The 16,824-nt window shown below is 33.6% G+C and carries 12 protein-coding genes; 7 read left to right on the forward strand and 5 right to left on the reverse strand.

The window, feature by feature from the left end; translation table 11 throughout:
• Positions 1-100: 100 nt before the first annotated feature.
• Positions 101-931, forward strand: coding sequence for a GLPGLI family protein (locus ACQZ43_RS13385; RefSeq protein ID WP_430613189.1), 831 nt, complete (start codon positions 101-103; stop codon positions 929-931).
• On the forward strand, positions 924-3,569 hold the full coding sequence (locus tag ACQZ43_RS13390; protein ID WP_430613190.1) for a carboxypeptidase-like regulatory domain-containing protein: 2,646 nt from the start codon (positions 924-926) through the stop codon (positions 3,567-3,569). Before ACQZ43_RS13385 ends, ACQZ43_RS13390 begins: the two co-directional genes overlap by 8 nt.
• 468 nt (positions 3,570-4,037) lie before the next feature.
• Here ACQZ43_RS13390 and ACQZ43_RS13395 read toward each other — a convergent pair whose 3' ends face one another.
• The 3 genes from ACQZ43_RS13395 to ACQZ43_RS13405 form a co-directional block, all read right to left on the reverse strand.
• A complete protein-coding gene (locus ACQZ43_RS13395; protein WP_430613191.1) occupies positions 4,038-4,187 on the reverse strand; it encodes a terminase gpP N-terminus-related DNA-binding protein in 150 nt (49 codons plus the stop codon).
• Positions 4,188-4,755: 568 nt separating this feature from the next.
• A complete protein-coding gene (locus tag ACQZ43_RS13400; RefSeq protein WP_430613192.1) occupies positions 4,756-5,328 on the reverse strand; it encodes a hypothetical protein in 573 nt (190 codons plus the stop codon).
• Between the two features lie 246 nt (positions 5,329-5,574).
• Complete coding sequence (locus ACQZ43_RS13405; RefSeq protein ID WP_430613194.1) at positions 5,575-7,980, reverse strand: aminotransferase class I/II-fold pyridoxal phosphate-dependent enzyme; 2,406 nt, start codon at positions 7,978-7,980, stop codon at positions 5,575-5,577.
• A 190-nt stretch (positions 7,981-8,170) separates the two neighbouring features.
• On the opposite strand from ACQZ43_RS13405, the gene ACQZ43_RS13410 reads away from it, so the two are divergent.
• The 5 genes from ACQZ43_RS13410 to ACQZ43_RS13430 all read left to right on the forward strand — a co-directional run bounded on the left by ACQZ43_RS13410 (position 8,171) and on the right by ACQZ43_RS13430 (position 12,629).
• Positions 8,171-8,554, forward strand: coding sequence for a hypothetical protein (locus ACQZ43_RS13410; protein ID WP_430613195.1), 384 nt, complete (start codon positions 8,171-8,173; stop codon positions 8,552-8,554).
• Positions 8,551-9,462: a helix-turn-helix domain-containing protein gene (locus tag ACQZ43_RS13415; RefSeq protein WP_430613197.1), complete on the forward strand. Its 912-nt coding sequence runs from the start codon at positions 8,551-8,553 to the stop codon at positions 9,460-9,462. Before ACQZ43_RS13410 ends, ACQZ43_RS13415 begins: the two co-directional genes overlap by 4 nt.
• Before the next feature lie 93 nt (positions 9,463-9,555).
• A complete protein-coding gene (locus ACQZ43_RS13420) occupies positions 9,556-11,043 on the forward strand; it encodes a MauE/DoxX family redox-associated membrane protein (protein WP_430613198.1) in 1,488 nt (495 codons plus the stop codon).
• A gap of 77 nt (positions 11,044-11,120) precedes the next feature.
• Entirely contained in the window at positions 11,121-11,366 is a 246-nt protein-coding gene (locus tag ACQZ43_RS13425; protein ID WP_430613199.1) for a DUF6520 family protein, read from the forward strand.
• Positions 11,367-11,399: 33 nt separating this feature from the next.
• The gene (locus tag ACQZ43_RS13430; protein ID WP_430613200.1) at positions 11,400-12,629 is read left to right on the forward strand and encodes an IS256 family transposase; all 1,230 of its coding nucleotides are present in this window, start codon (positions 11,400-11,402) and stop codon (positions 12,627-12,629) included.
• Positions 12,630-12,802: 173 nt separating this feature from the next.
• On the opposite strand, the gene ACQZ43_RS13435 is transcribed toward ACQZ43_RS13430, so the two are convergent.
• Both ACQZ43_RS13435 and ACQZ43_RS13440 read right to left on the reverse strand, forming a co-directional pair.
• On the reverse strand, positions 12,803-15,340 hold the full coding sequence (locus tag ACQZ43_RS13435) for an alpha/beta hydrolase family protein (RefSeq protein WP_430613201.1): 2,538 nt from the start codon (positions 15,338-15,340) through the stop codon (positions 12,803-12,805).
• Between the two features lie 11 nt (positions 15,341-15,351).
• On the reverse strand, positions 15,352-16,725 hold the full coding sequence (locus ACQZ43_RS13440; protein WP_430613202.1) for a RagB/SusD family nutrient uptake outer membrane protein: 1,374 nt from the start codon (positions 16,723-16,725) through the stop codon (positions 15,352-15,354).
• Positions 16,726-16,824: the final 99 nt, after the last annotated feature.

Here is a 16,824-nt window from a genome sequence, read left to right on the forward strand (position 1 = left end):
TTCCTATTTGACTGGGATGGTTTCTGTTAAAAGAAGTTTTATCAATTTAGCGTACGCAGCTGCGTACGCTACTATTTATTAATCTAACAATAAAAAAATTATGACACTATATTCAAACAAAATAAAACACGGTTTTATCCTCGTTTTTCTTCTCTGTACACTTAATACTACAGCTCAAATCGCAAATAATCTCGATAAAAGATTGATATACCAACTAAAATACCAACCGGATTCAACGAATTCCAAGAGAATCGAATCGGAATATTTTTTTCTTGATTTCTCAGCTAAAGAATCTGTTTTTCGAAGTGAAACTACGCATCTAAAAGATTCTATTAATAATTCAAAAAATCCCGCGAGTCTTCTTGGACTTAGACAACAAATACCCAAAACACGTTTCAACTATAGGATAGGAAAAAAAATAGAAAAGCAAGAAGCTACGACCTACTATGACTATCTAGCCTACCAGTTTATTTTAGCCGATGAACCCCTAACATTAAACTGGAAAATAAACAGCACCACCAAAGATATACTGGGACATAGCTGTATCGAAGCAACCGTCGGGTTTAGAGGGCGCAATTATGTCGCCTATTTCACAGAGTCGATTCCCTTTTCAGATGGACCTTATAAATTTAAAGGCCTTCCCGGGATGATATTAGAACTTTATGACACTAAAAAACACTATCACTTTGAAACCGTTTCCATAGAAAAACTACCTATATCTTACGATTATCACTTAGCTTCCCACAAAAAGTATAAAATAATATCCAACAAAGAACTACGCGAATTTCAAGATAAGATTAAAGAGAGTCCCGCCTTAATGCTTGCGAATCCTAATATTCAATTTCCTCCCGAAGCTTATGAAATAACCAATCGAAGGGGACGTGAAAGAAACAAAACCAGAAACAATCCAATTGAATTAAGTCATGACTAAAACGAAAGCATTATATCTGTGCTTTTTGTTTCTATTAAGTACCAATATAAATCTTGCACAAATAAATATTAAAGGAACCGTCGTTTTACAAGACCAGGAACAACCACTTAGCGGAACAAATATCACCATTACAAACCATCATAAGGAAATTATAGGATTTGCAATCACGGATAGTCATGGTGATTTCTCCATACAACTAGACAATAGTGCTTACAGTAATCTATTTATAAATGCTCGAAAGCTCGGCTATACCTTATATTCTCAACCAATAGACAACAAAACACAGCAAATACTGATAAGCTTAGTTTACGAATCTACCCTACTCGATGAACTTCTTATCGTAAATAAACGTCCGATTATAAGAGACAAAAATACCCTTATTTATAATGTCGAATCCTTTTCAGAACAAAAAGACAGAAGCATTGGAGATGTCATCGCTAAATTACCCGGAATAGAAGTACTTACAGATGGCAGAATACTATATCAAGGAACTCCTATAGAAAAGTACTATATCGAAGAAATGGATTTACTCGAAGGCAAATATAATCTTGCCAATGACAACCTATCTCACAAGGTAGTCACGAGTGTTGAAATTTTAGAAAACCATCAACCTATAAAAATTCTAGACAATATAGTTTATAATAATAGCGCAGCAATTAATATCCGATTGAAAAAAGAAACTACGCTTACTGGAGTTGTTATTGCTGAACTGGGAGGAAAACCCTTATTATGGGGAGCTAATATTACTCCCATGTTGTTTAGAAAAAACCTTCAATCCCTTTTTTCGTATCAAGCTAACAATACGGGTCATAATTTAGCAAGACAACTTAAAACCCTTACGCTCCAAGATTTAAAAGAACAAATACATAACAATACCGAAAAACCCGATAATTTAGTACAACTCGTATCTCCGGCAATTCCTCCTATTTCTGAAAAAAGGTATTTAGATAATAACACCCACTTATTTACTGGAAACATACTAAAAAAGCTCAAAAATAAATCTGAAATACGATTTAACCTTTCCTATTTAAATGACTACCAAAAACAGTTAGCAAGCAATACGACTACCTATTTTTTACCACAGGGTGATATGCTGATTGAGGAGGCAATGAATAATAAAATTTTCACTAATAGTTTAGAAACAAATCTAACTTACCATAAAAATACCGCTGACAATTTTTTAAAGAACAGTTTTAAAACTGATTTACATTGGGACAATCAAAATGGTATAGTACAAATGAATGATATACAAAACAATCAAAATTTAAGTAACCCTAATTTTTCTCTAAGCAATCAATTTAAATGGATTATTCCACTTGGGCAATCGCTTTTGGCTTTTTACTCTTTTAGCAATTTCACACATACCCCACAAAGCCTTTTCATGACCTCCCAACAACTAACGCATCCACTAAATGGCACCGATGAAATACGAACCAATCAAGAAATTACTCGAAATACGTTCCAGTCGAATAATTACACCGAATACCTAAAAAAAATTAAAAACTTTACTATAGAAACCAGAGCCGGTTTAAGTTTAATAACTCGTTATACAAGCAGCCATTTAGATGAATCGGAATCGCTTAGCTGGGATTGGGAAAACCAAAACAAACAGTTCTCTAATTCGCATAGATATTACCTTCAGACAGAAGTTACACATAAGCATAATAAATGGGAAACTAGAGTAAAACTCCCAATAAATCATCAAAAAGAAGCCGTAAATGATCGAGTTTATAAAAAAACACTACAAGCTGCTGGAATAGTAATAAACCCACAATTGCAAATTCAATACGACTGGAATTTTGATTGGCAATGGAATACTAGCATTGGCTACAACAATGAATTTCAAACTACGGCCTCGTTGTTGCCCGGGACTGTAATGAAAAATTATCGAAGTTTTCAAAAAATAGATTTTCCGATTTATCGAACTGACAATTATTCGATTATATCACGAATAAATTATAGAAACCCATTTAAATCCATTTTTTTTAGTTCATCCTATACTTTCACGCTTACTGAAAATCCATTGTTATTTCACAATCTTATATTAGAAAACGGCACCAACTTTTTAACCACTAGTGAATTAAATAATAGCTCCACCAACCACAATGCAAATACCAAAATATCTAAATATTTCAAACATATAAAGTCTACCGTGTCCTTAGGCATCGATTTTAAATTGCTGCGAAAAGATCAATTAATCAATGAAATGGTTCTGGTTTCTAAAAATAAGAATTGGAAACCCAATTTAAAAATCAATACCCAATTTTCCGATATCATAACTGTAGATTACACTCTGGAAACCCATTTTAATTCCAACAAAATCATACAAAAACAGAATACACTGGTCGTGTATCAAGCTCTAAAGTTTCACCTATATCCCACCACCAATCGCTATATAGGTTTTAGTGCAGAACATTACTACAATGATTTTGTATCCATCGACAACCACAATTTTTATCTCGATTGTTTGTATCGATACAGCATTACCAAAAGAAAAATTGATTTGGAAGTCCGTATTTCCAATATACTAAATGAAACCTATTATATAAACTCATCCTTTTCTGATTTCTATTTCTACCAAAGCATTTTCAATATACGACCACAACAAGCAATGGTTGCCGTGAAATTTAACCTTTAAACTGACAGTAAGCTTTGGATCTACTGGAAAACAATTACAAAAAAGTCACGATAATAGCTGTTGGGACTACAATCTCAATTGTCCCTAATTTAATTCTTCCCTCCTCTTGTGTATTTCCTTTACCCTTGTTGGTACCTCCTCAACCCCCAGAAGCTTGTATATTAGGACACCGCTACTAGGTTTTACGAATTAGTACAATATGGAAAAGTAAAAAAAAGGTTAAGCTGCTACTACTAATTAGCTTTATCACCTCTAGTAACGCGAGTGGAACAGAAGCATGTTTTTCTTTTAATAAATCACTTAAAACAAGCAAGATCAGAGAATTTGTACAAAAACTCCATGGACTGAAACGCGACCTCCTAAATCGTAACGGCGCATCACAAGCCTGGAAGTATTTGAATTCCAATCGCTACTTTATTACTTCTTGGCTTTTCATCACTTCCAAAAGTATTTATTGTTGCTAAAAACCTAAGTTGGTCTAACATGGTAATACCCGCAATAATTATTAACTGTGTTGTGGGAAATACCTAACGTATGAGCTATTTTTCGATTACTATAGCTATCTAAATGCAAGGTAATAATTTGTTTTAAGTCCATTGGATCAAGTTTATTAGCCATATCTTATCGTTTAGAAAACAACAAGATAGGTGTAATTAACTTTCCAAAGTGGCACGGTTTGAACCGAAATAACTAGAAGAGTTATTTTAAGTGACACAAATCAAAACGGAAACTGGCACTATTCGAAACGGAATCACTGGCACGGTTTGACCGAAATCACTGGCACAAGTACTCCGGAATCACTGCCACAAATCGAAACGGAATATCCACGTTTATTACAAAAAGGTATTCTATTTCAGCTTTTAGTTTATTTATTAAATCATTACGATTTATATCTTGCGAATAAGATTTTATACCTAAACATAGAATGGTTACTAATAATATTTTTGCTAGAATTTGCATTAAATTAACGTTCAGTAATACTTGTATATAGAGTGGGACTTGGCTTGGCGAAGTGTGGCTTGAATTGAGCGAATGTTCAATCCAGACCCAAACGAAGCCAAAGCTGTTCCACTATTTGTAAACTTACAAAAATACGAATATGGACAACTTTTGGCGGATTAGAAAACAATAGCGTTCAATCTAACCTAAACCCGGCATTTTGCTAAGCCGATGTTATATGCCGTTTTTATATTATCATCGTTCCTTGATAATAGAATGTCATTCTAGCATTTTCTATAAATTCTTCAATCGAAGTTTTTTTGGTTGCATTTTGATTATAAAGTTCAAAATAATATTCAGTTGGATTTGCTACTCCAATTCTAAAAAGCCAAAAAATAAATCTTTTCGTTCGTGGATTTGGGTTTAGCTTTTCTAGTTCTTCAACACAACAAATTGAAAGACTGTCGTTTCTTGTTAGATTATAAAAAACTTTTTGATTTTGGGATAGCGTATCAAATTCTGATTTAGTTTTATTAGTCGTTTCTTTTCCAAATACAATATCAGGATTGAAAATCCCTAACTTGAAAATATTTTCATATTCTAATTTTTCAAGTTCTATTTTCAAATATTTTTCACCGAATTGATATACTCCATTTTCGAGCCTTAATATTTCTTTGTCAAATCGAGGGTAGTTATCTTGTTTGTATTTTTCGGACTTGAATGCTTCTTTTGCAAATCTATATTTTTCATCATTTCCATCTTGTCCAAGTATAATTTGGACGTTAATGAAGAACAAAATTATTAGAAGCAACGTTTTCATAAAATGGCATATAACTGGACTTGGCTTAGCGAAGTGCGAGATGGAATTGAGCGAATGTTCAATTCAGACCCAAGCGAAGCCAAAGCTGTTCCATTATTTGTAAACTTACGAAAAATACGAATATGGACAGCTTTTGGTGATTAGAAAACAATAGCGTTCCATCTAACCCCCTTTTGCCAAGCCGATGTTAAGCGTAGTTATTTTCTAAGTAAAGAATATTAGGGTACAATTGCATCTTACAAATTCTCAACGGTAATTTTCCAATATATCCGTAGCGTAATTATCCTTGACGCTTATATATGCCTCTTTACTGTAAATATTAGCGCCTAATTTACGTTTTTCAAATACAGCAGAAATACCAAGAAATACTTTTTGAAATTTCCTTTTTTTAGCCTGTATAATGGTATGAAATAAGAGTTGACGGTATAAACATAGTCGGTTATCTTCAAGCTCTTCCATTCCAATTAACATGGGATTATAAGAATTACCAGTTTGATTTATAAAACAAAAAACCACTCCTATTGTTTTACCACAGTCCTTGTCTTTAGCAATAAGGAAATCCCAGTTTATATTTTTATTTATACCTTCAAACATACTAAAATCATAAGTAAAATTATTAACCGCTAGATTTCTTCCTTTAACATTCAAGTATAAACTATACGCTAATTGAAGCTCATCGACAGTTAGTTCTTCCTTAACCGTAATAGCATACTTATCTACAAAGGGTAGAACCTCTTCTTTAAAATGACGTTTGGAGCGTTTGGTTAAGATGGTATCGAAGTCATCGATATCTGTGAACTCAAAATTTGAAAAAACTGCAGTTTGTGGCATTTCTGCGATTAAGTAACCTTTATTAAGGGCAATAGCCCCCAAATCATGGCCTTTGCTAAAGTCTCGTAATACGAGCTTGTCCGCGCCTTTTAAATCAAACTCTCTCTCTATACTATTTAATAAAAAGGTATACAGAGTATTTCTATCGCTATCTGTGCTCATTGATTCAGTAAAAACATGCTTCCCCTCGGTAAATGTAGAGCCGGTACTTAGTGCTTTACTGGTTAGAAATAAGGGATTGTTTTTACGGATATCTTCTATCTTACTTGAAATCTGCTCAATGGCTAACATATCTTCTTTCCATAAAGCCCACGAGGTATGTGTTAAAGCAACCGTGTTCCCCTTTTTATCTGTTACTAAAAAATACTTAAACTGCATGAAATTGGCATTATCCGATTCAAGATTTGAAAAATAATCCTCTACAAAACAGATGCCATCGTAATCCAACGCATTAGAACTACCTAAAAGTCTATTCCAAAGCTCTTTTTCAATTTCTCGAACACTACTGAAAACACTTAAGTCAAATAAATCATTTTTAAGTGCTTGGTGATTAACTTTATTTTTTAGTCCAAAAACCTTGTCAATGGATGATCGGGTATTATTAGTGTCTTCTAATGCTCTTCCAAAATGGAGCGCAAGGGAATCAGCAAGTTCTTTAATCTGCGCGATATCATTATGCGCAGAGATAGTAATGCGTAATCCTGCATTTTTCAAAGGAACAGCGGGATAAATTCCGGGATTCACAAAAAAGCCGTCTTTTTGCAATCGCTGTACCAAGTTATATGCTGTCTCAGGCTGACCGGTGCCGATATAAAATACAGGGGTATTGCTATGTGAAATCAGAGGTAGTTCAAAATCAGTTAGTAAATTTTTAAAGGTATCTATTTTGTTAATCAACTCCACTTGTAACTCATAAATTTCGTAACTTAAGTGAATATCTGCTGAAGCAATTGCCGCGGCTACTGAAGCCGGTTCAAGCTGAGCAGAAAAAGTAAGTGGACCTCCGAAGTTCTTTATTTTTTGTTGGATTTTTTTATCGCCACAAATAATAATTGCACCACTAGCCCCAAAGGTTTTGCTTAAAGTACTAATTAATATCATATTTTGAGGTAAAACCTCCCAATAGCTCTTAATAAACCCACTGCCATTCTCGCCCATCCAACTCATACCGTGGACATCGTCAAAGTACAGATGCAAACACGGATATTTAGTCATTAATTCTTTTAGTTCAATAATGGGTGCATGATCTCCGTACATTGAGTAGATACCATCGGCCATATACCAAATTTTTTGATGTTTTCCTTTAAATTTATTTAAAAGATCTTCTAACTGTTGCATATTATTGTGGCGGATAATTCCCACTGGGATTCCTCTATTTTTGAGCATTTGGCAAGCTTGTTGCACACTGTAATGTACTTGATGGTCTAATATTACAACATCATTATCATCAATTGCATGCGGTATTGCGGCCATATGTGCCAAGGTGCTGTTTTTTGCAATAATGACAGATTCTTTATAAATAAGCTGCATTTTGTGTTCCAATTCTAAATATAAAGGATGAGAGATATACGTTTTCGACAAAGGAAACTGCGTGCCATATTTATAAATAGCGCTGGCCGCTGCATCTTTTAGACGTATGTCTTGTTCAAGACCTAAGTAACCGGTAGTTGCAAAATGCCATAGTTTGTTACCATTAATTAAAAGGGAACTTCCATTAAGAGCTTTATCCTGCGCATACAAGTGAATGGTATTTTGCTTTTTAGCATTTTCAATTACTTTATCAATTGTTTCAAAAGCATTATTGTGGTTAATCTTGGCCATAATGTAAAAAATTTAAGATTTAAAATTCAAAAATATAATCCTTAAAAGCGTTATTGCATCAAAAAAAACTCCCTTTTTTACACTTTATAATACCTTTTTTACATTTTAATTCAATAAGGAGTAGGTGTTTTCAGATAAAACCTTCCTATTTTTATAAAATCAAAACACAAATGCCATCAAATATTTTGTTATGAACAATCATTATGAAAACAAATATGCCGTTTATCAAATTAGAGATTACATCCTTTACATTACGTATAAAAAGGGATTAATACTTAACTATGCTGCAGCACGTCAAATCGTACATGACCGTTTAAGTTTACAATCTTACGAATCATATCCTGTAATTTGTAATGTATCGGAGGTGAAAAACATTGATTTTGAAGCTCGTGGTTATCTTTCAATCTATGGCTCTATTTTGATTACAATTGTTGCATTACTATCCAATAATAAAACCATCTATTCTATGGGACGATTTTACATCGAGGTGAATTCGCCTAAAGTACCTACACAAATTTTCAACAATTTAGAAGAGGCAGAAATATTTATAACAACAGTAATAAAGATCCTATGAAACAATTTGTAATTAGCAAAAGACGATGGGAAAATCTAGTGCAAGGATTATTGGAATTAGGAAAAGGGAAACTTGATCAACAATTACTTATTCGCAACCTCAACGATGATTTTGAGACTATAGAAGCTCTTTTTAATTTAGTCAGTGAAGAATTGCGAGAACGACTAATTCATTTGTCCTTTACAAAGCCGAATGAATTTCAAAAATATACCAACCATTTTATAATTATAGTAAATCGAAATTTCATTATAAAAAATGTTTGTGATTCGTTCCTTTCCCATTTCAGTATGGATTTCAGCAGCTTAAAAAAGCAATCATTACTAGGATACGTAGATCCAGATACTGCGGATTTTCTAAAAAGTCCATCTGATGTCCTGCAGATTACCAACAACCAAGCCATGCAATCTATAGTTCTTTTAAAGCAGAGTTTTCTTTTCAATATAAAATCGTTCAATAATAATAAAACACAGCTTATCAACCTTTATCAATTACAGATAGACAACAAGTACTTTAATCCTGCTTATCTAAAAGATACAATTGAAAAAGGGAGATTAATTCAAAAAAGGAGAAATGAAGACATTATCGAACAGGTAAAATTCAACTTGGATAACCGCTCTTTATCCCAGAAAATTAGTTTAAAGCAGTTATGCATAGATTTTGGAATTAATTCCAATCAATTAAAAAAACTCTTCAAAGAACAATACCAATGTTCTGTATATGAATACCATATTTCCCTTAGGATGAAGCATGCACATTTGCTTATTGAAACCAGTACGCTTCCTTTTAAAGAAATATCTGAGATGGTGGGCTATTCGCAATACTCCGCCTTTGTAAACTATTTCAAAATGTATTACAAAATCCTCCCAAATCAATTACGTAAAATAAGTCAAACCATCCAAAAATCATAAAAAAACTCCCGATTAAAAACTTTTAAATACGCATTTAGCATTTTAAAATCATCTGAATTACAGAATTTTACAATACCCCGAAATTCAAATGCCATGCGTACCATCCTATCAATCAGTAAACAAGTAATTATTTACTTTTTCATTATCTTATTTGTTTATGCAGCTTTAAGTAAAATACTTGACTTTGAAAACTTTCAGATACAAGTAGCGCAATCTCCATTATTAAGCGCCTATGCCACTTTGATAACCTATATTACAATCATAAGTGAACTTATCATTGCATTTCTACTTTGTTTTCCCAAAACTATAAAACTGGGATTATATTTATTCTTAGGAATGATGACCGCATTTTCTGTATACATATATCTTATTTTAAATTTCAGTCCTTTTGTCCCTTGTTCTTGCGGCGGTATTTTAGAAAAAATGGGGTGGCAGGAGCATTTATGGTTTAATATAATTATTACATTAATTGCAGTTATTATTTTAGTTTTCACACCTAAGAACATTGAAGGAAAAGCAAAATCTCAAGATCAAAAACAAACTCTAATATTAAGCGTCCTAACCATTATTGTTAGTAGTGTTATAGTTGTTGGATTATTTCTACAATCAGAACATATTATAAAAAAAGAAAATCCATTTGTGAGAAGATTCTTACCGCATCCTATTGATAAAGCGCAATATCTTGATTTGGAAGTTAATTCCTATTATATAGCCGGATTGACCAAGGACACTATTTATATAGGAAATTATACAGCTCCCCTATTTATAAAAGCCATTTCTACAGATATGCAAAATATAGTAGAGCATACGATAAAACTAGATGAGACCAAAAGATTCTTTAGAAATCTAACAATTCGAATACAAAATAAAACTGTTTTTGTAAGTGATGGAACTGTGCCTATCATTTACAAGGGAAGTGTCTCAGATTGGAAAACCAAGAAATATATGCAAACAAAAATATACTTCTCCCTTGTACAGCCCCTATCAGACAGTATTTTCTTATTTAGAAGCCAGTATGCAAAAAATGGTGAGCATGTACTTGGCCAACTAAAAATTTCTCCAAACAATGATTCTGCTTTTGAACTGTATGAAAATATCTTGCAAAAACAGATTGACGGTTTATTTGATACAGACGGACAGTTGGTAGTGGATACAAAAACAAATCAAGGTATTTACACTTATTATTACCGAAATCAATATATGGTATATCACCCAAAAATAAACATATTTTCAAGCGGTAAAACTATTGATACAACGAGTGTTGCGCTTATCCAAGTTACAAAACTGGCAAATGGAGAGCGTAAAATGAACGCCCCTGCGTTAAAAGTGAATAACAAAATTTATGCTTATAGTGGACTACTTTATGTCAATTGCGGTTTACTTGGTCAAAATGAACCTAAGAGCATGTGGAATCAGGCAAGTATTATTGATGTATATGATTACAACAAACAGGAATATAGATACAGCTTTTATATTTATGATTATAACAGAGATAAAGTACGCGAGTTCGCTTTAAATGATGATTATTTTTTCGGATTAGTAGGAAACTCATTGGTTCGATATCAACGAATTATTAAATAAAAAATCTATTGGCCGATAGCAGGATTAACGGTTGAAAACCTGTATAAAAGAGTAAACCAACCAAATAAATTTTAAATATGACAACAAATTTAAAAAAAGTCATTATGCCACTTGCTGTAGTGGTGTTTGGCGCAGTAGCAGCATTTGCATCAAATGCAGTGAATAAGAGCGAGAAAGCTCCAATGGATGCTTATCATTATGATATTTCAAAACCGGCAGGACAGAAATGTGTCAAAGTACGTGTTGATTGCCAGAATACAGGAACTATATTATGTACTGATAGTTTCGGAAATCGAGGGTGTGCCGTGAACTGTGTCACATAAATTAATTACACAATAAAAACGTAAATTAGTATTATGAATACAGATAATAAAAACACGGGATTTGATTTTGATAGTTTCAAAGAAGAGGCTATGGCTGGATTGTACCAAGGCAAGAAAATGGGTGGGCCTGATGGCATTTTTGCACCTCTTTTGAAACACTTTCTAGAAACAATGATGGAAGGTGAACTGGAACATCATTTAGCGGAAGAAAAGGCAAAAGGGGTAACTAATCGGCGCAATGGCAGGACAACTAAAACAGTTCGAAGTATGCAATCTGGTAGTTTTGAACTTGAATCTACCAGAGATCGCAATGCAACTTTTGAACCTAAGATACTTCCAAAAAGGCAACTCATCGTTACGGATCAATTAGAAGAAAACGTAATATCTTTATATGCCCGAGGCAGTAGCACACGTGATATTGCTAGCTTTATCATGGAAATGTATGGTATGGAGATATCCGCTAGTGAAATTTCCCGCATTACCGATAAGATTATTCCGGCTATGAACCAGTGGCGCGATCGGCCTTTAGAATCTATATATCCTTTCGTATTCCTAGATGCTATGCATTATAAAGTTAAAGATCAAGGAAGTATAACTTCACGTGCTGTCTACAATATTCTAGGCATAAATCAAGAGGGCAAAAAGGAACTCATTGGTGTATATTTATCAGAAAACGAAGGAGCAAAATTTTGGTTATCAGTTTTAACTCATCTTAAATCACGCGGGGTACAAGATATACTTGTTGCCTGTGTAGATGGTTTAAAGGGCTTTCCGGAAGCTATACAAGCTGTTTTTCCAAAGACACAAATACAACTTTGTATTGTGCATCAAATAAGAACAAGTCTTCGCTTTGTGCCTCATAAAGACAAGAAAGCTTTAGCTGCAGATTTAAAGCCGATTTACACCGCTGTTAGCGAAGAACAAGGCTATGAAAGGCTTTTAGAGTTTGAAGAAACCTGGGGTAGTAAATATCCATTAGCAGCTAAAGGATGGATGGATAATTGGGGCCATTTATCTACTTATTTTGATTTTGATCCGCACATAAGAAAGGCTATATACACTACTAATGCGATAGAGGCCATGCATAGACAGGTTAGAAAAGTAACTAAAACCAAAGGAGCTTTTACCTCGGATCAATCATTGCTTAAGCTAATATATTTAGTCATTAAAAATGTTTCTAAGAAATGGACGATGCCAATTCACAATTGGGGTTTGACTATGTCGCAGCTTTATATTAAATTTGGGGATAGGCTACTGCCGTAAAGACCCTCCTTTTTCTTAGCTCTGGGACTTAAGTCCCAGAGCTAAGAAAAAGGAGATGACACAGTTTGTGTTACACTCCCCGGAAATCAGGTATGGGCATCACCGATTGAAAACAATCAATTGCTAACTTGTTCTACGCAATTATTCAGATTGTAATTTAAAAAGAGGGCTGCCTAAGGCAGCCCTTCTATTAACCAAGAAGGTTCTTCTTTATTTTTAAGATAAAAATCAAACCAACTCTTCATCTTAAATTCAGCGTCTTTTTGATTTTCAGGATTCATAAGAACATGTCCTTCATTTGGATATAATAAAAGATTAACTTCTTTTCCTAACCTTTTTAAAGCTACATACATCATCACAGACTGCTGCCAGTTTATTTGATAATCTTCCTTTCCTGTTATCAAAAGCAGTGGTGTAGTTACTTGTGAAATATAGCTCATAGGAGAACTTCTCATATAACTATCGGGTGCGTCAAACATTCCTTTTCCCAATCTCCATTGCTGTTGTTCCATTCGCCACATATCGGGTTTTAAAGTTTCCCAATTCACGGTTAGGTAAAAACTGTTCAAATCTGCTACTCCCGCGCTTGATACCGCCGCTTTAAAGAGACTTGACTGTGTGATTATAAAATTGGTTTCGTATCCACCAAAAGAATGCCCAAACAGCCCCAGATTATTCTTATCGATACCATACTCTTTACATAGCTTATCTGCTACATCATTCACATTCTCAAACGCAGACCTACCCGTATTTCCCATTTCAAAATAGATATCTGGTTCAATCACAAAGTACCCATCATCCATATAGGTTCTTCGATTAATCTCACCTGAGATTATTTGATACGGAGAGGTATAATAATGTTGTTTGTTGTATCTTTTTTCATAGATAAAGAAAATAGCTGGGTACTTCTTTAGTTTGTTATAGTTGATTGGATATCGTACTACTGCAGCCCTATTTTCACCCTTTTCATTTTTCCATTGCACGTATTCTGATTTTAACTCTTTAGCTACAGTATCCCAACGATTACTCTGATAAACAGGCTGTTCCTCTAGAGTTTGGATATTAAACCTATACAAGGTTGGAGTTAGATTAACAGCTTCTTTGATGTAGGTAATATAATTCTCACTTCTTTGAATCTGAATAATCTGAGATTTATTTGACAGTAACGGTGTGAAATTTCCTGACTTACTTAGTAAGGATAGTCCTTCTTGCTTATAATCTTCGCTCACCCATTTTAATAACAGATTTTTATAACCAACGGCTACTTTTTCGTAATTCCATGACCACTGTATTGGAGTGGATAAAAAATTACAATCTTGAACTGTATAACGTTTATATTCTTCTTTGCCTCTTGTTCTTTTTACCAACTTTTTTTGTTTGGTATCAAATTGCCATACATCATTAAAACCATGAAAAATCAAAGAATTATCATCCATAATTCCGAAATTCTGGTATCCCTCATCTTCTTTGATTTCCGCATACTCGTTTTCTTTATTAAAAAAAACATCTTCCGATTTTTCAGTTATATTGTTGTGTTGTTTTTTTTGAGGATCATAATAATACCAATCTTTATTTTTAAAATAGAAGAGATATGGAAGTCGACTGGTTTGAAAATAATTATAATGAGCTCCGTTAAATACTCCGACTGATTCCAGTTTTTCGTTATTTTTATCAAATTGGTATAATCCAATTTTAGGGAACTGTTTTGATAAGTCTTCATTCCATTCAAACCCATAAATAGTTTGACTTGCTTGATTAATCCTAAATTCTTTTGATTTGTCTGAAAAGAAATTGATCCATTTCTTGTTTTTTAAATCAATAAGGGCTAGCTGATCGTTAGCTCTTATTTGCTGATCTGTTATAGATTCACTTTTCTTAGATCGTCCCCTCCATATTTGGAGCTCTTTATTGGAAAGTGGCCTATCATCAGCCTTTTTAACTGTTATAGCAATATGACTACTATCCATTAAAAGGGTTTTATAAAAAAGGGTATCAATAGCTGATTTTGTCTCAGAATCTAACAGTGGACGATTAAATATATGATTTATCCTTTTGTTTTTCAGTTCAAATATCGATAGCTCCTTTCTATCGTGAGCCATAATATAGGCCGCAGAATTATTCTTTGAAGTAAGAATTCCTTTAATGCTTAAACCATCAAGTTCTCTACTCATTATTGTAGAAGCCATCCCATTGGTTACATCAACGAGTCTAATTTCATTTTTCTTATTGACAACAAACAATTCCATTTTATCCTGTGAAAAGAAATATTTTTTCACATCAGAAAAACCCCATCGTTTATTTTTTTTCAAATCCCGTAACTCCAAACGATTCTCAGCAGTTCTATCAATGATAATTCTTTGTGACTCACCAATGCTTTCAAAGGCGCTTACATTGGTAATAGTATCTATTTTTGAATTTTCAAAATTCAAAATATAGAGCTGTTTATTATAAAAATTAAAAGTAACCAAGTAGTCCTCTGTTAAGACTGTCTGAGCTACTATATTTGACATCTTGTAGGATTTATTGCGTTTGATATCTTTTGCTATTAGCGTTACTTGATTATTTATTTTGGAAAAAAAAGTAACGACATTGCCCGAGTCTGAAATCTTATCATTTATGATGCGTTCAAAACCTTTAGTTTGAGCCTGCCCATAAGTTGGGCAGACTAGTACAACTAACAAAAAAACAATATAAAAAAAAGTGTTTTTCATTTTGAAAATTATTAATATCCTATATTTTGAGGACGTAAATTAGTATTAAGCAACAATTCATTTTCTGGGATGGGTAGTAACGCAAAGTAAGGTTGCCAATTGGGTTTTACTGTTGCAAGAACCCCTAACCTATTAGTTCTTTTCATATCATAGAAACGGTGTCCAAATTCGCAGAACAATTCTATTTTTCGTTCTTGTAAAACTGCTTCTAGGGCTGTTGAATAGTCAAAAACGCTCACTTCAGATAATCCAGCACGTGTACGAATGCTGTTGAGCATGTCATTACATAACTGCCAATCAGCATTAGCTGCTGTTGCTTCAGCTGCAATGAGGTACATTTCCTCTATTCTAATAATAACGGAAAATTCCTTTGAAGGAGAACTACTACCTCGTTGTTTATATTTATATGCATGTGAGTTCTCTTGAAGATTTCCTACTGTATTTACCCACTTAACTTTACGTAAATCATTGGGCTCAAAATCGTTTAATAGGTATTGAGACAAACGAGCATATGGAGCAGGTAATGCTTCAAAGACATAGGCATCCGCTTCTAAGGTATTCCATCCTTCTATCTCAGGTTTAAACTGCCAAATTGCGCTTTTACTTTCTTTTAAAAAAACGTTGTCCAAATCTTCTAGCTCAAATGCAGGCTTATTAATTACTTTCTGCGTATACTCTATTGCAAATGCCCAATTTTCGGTATACAAATACATACGAGCCAGAAATGCCTGTACTACTGATTTATTGATACGCACCCGCTCTGAAGTCGGATATTGATCTAAGAGTAACTCTTCGGCTTCTACAAGGTCATCTATAGCCTTTTGCATCACCTGATCATTTGCTAATTTGCCTATTTGCTTATTGAGATTATAATCTGTAGTGGTAACATAAGGTACTGCGCCAAAGGTCTGTGTTAAATAAAAATGTAAGATTCCTCTAATTGCCAGTGCTTCCCCATACAGTTGATTTTTGACACTTTCTGTTAATCCAGTTGACAGTTCAATGCCTTCCAAAATGGTATTAACATTGTAAATCTGTTTAAAGGAATGATTCCATAATTCTGTCAATGCCGTATTGTTGCTTACTACCGTACATAGATAAAAATTCTTGTAATAAATCGTTTGCGGATCCGTCACCTCTAATTCATCGGTATAACATCCTAACAAATAACCTACACCACTGGTATTGCCACTTAGAAAACCGTTGTTTCTCATAAGGGTATAGGTATTGGTCAGTGCAGCTGTGGCTAACTGATCATCATTAAAAACTTTTGTACGATCTATTTGATCTTTCGGTGCATCAATATCCAAGAAATCACTGCACCCACAGAAGAATGCCGTTATCAATAAAAATAACAGGAACCCATATATAAAAAAATGTTTCATATGCTGTTTATATTTTTGTTTAAAATCCTATCTTATCATCTTCGTAATGCCCTTGTATATATAAAGAGCATCTTAAGAGATTACTTTATCAGCTTCGTA

The sequence above is a fragment of the Flavobacterium sp. JP2137 genome, from assembly GCF_050562195.1.
GTDB lineage: Bacteria > Bacteroidota > Bacteroidia > Flavobacteriales > Flavobacteriaceae > Flavobacterium.

What these genes read in the sequence shown, in the direction of transcription:
- ACQZ43_RS13430 (WP_430613200.1), top strand. Translation starts at nt 11,400, where the DNA reads ATGAATACAGATAATAAAAACACGGGATTTGATTTTGATAGTTTCAAA.
- ACQZ43_RS13425 (WP_430613199.1), top strand. Translation starts at nt 11,121, where the DNA reads ATGACAACAAATTTAAAAAAAGTCATTATGCCACTTGCTGTAGTGGTG.
- ACQZ43_RS13405 (WP_430613194.1), bottom strand. Translation starts at nt 7,980, where the DNA reads ATGGCCAAGATTAACCACAATAATGCTTTTGAAACAATTGATAAAGTA.
- ACQZ43_RS13440 (WP_430613202.1), bottom strand. Translation starts at nt 16,725, where the DNA reads ATGAAACATTTTTTTATATATGGGTTCCTGTTATTTTTATTGATAACG.
- ACQZ43_RS13415 (WP_430613197.1), top strand. Translation starts at nt 8,551, where the DNA reads ATGAAACAATTTGTAATTAGCAAAAGACGATGGGAAAATCTAGTGCAA.
- ACQZ43_RS13435 (WP_430613201.1), bottom strand. Translation starts at nt 15,340, where the DNA reads ATGAAAAACACTTTTTTTTATATTGTTTTTTTGTTAGTTGTACTAGTC.
- ACQZ43_RS13395 (WP_430613191.1), bottom strand. Translation starts at nt 4,187, where the DNA reads ATGGCTAATAAACTTGATCCAATGGACTTAAAACAAATTATTACCTTG.
- ACQZ43_RS13400 (WP_430613192.1), bottom strand. Translation starts at nt 5,328, where the DNA reads ATGAAAACGTTGCTTCTAATAATTTTGTTCTTCATTAACGTCCAAATT.
- ACQZ43_RS13385 (WP_430613189.1), top strand. Translation starts at nt 101, where the DNA reads ATGACACTATATTCAAACAAAATAAAACACGGTTTTATCCTCGTTTTT.
- ACQZ43_RS13410 (WP_430613195.1), top strand. Translation starts at nt 8,171, where the DNA reads ATGAACAATCATTATGAAAACAAATATGCCGTTTATCAAATTAGAGAT.
- ACQZ43_RS13390 (WP_430613190.1), top strand. Translation starts at nt 924, where the DNA reads ATGACTAAAACGAAAGCATTATATCTGTGCTTTTTGTTTCTATTAAGT.
- ACQZ43_RS13420 (WP_430613198.1), top strand. Translation starts at nt 9,556, where the DNA reads ATGCGTACCATCCTATCAATCAGTAAACAAGTAATTATTTACTTTTTC.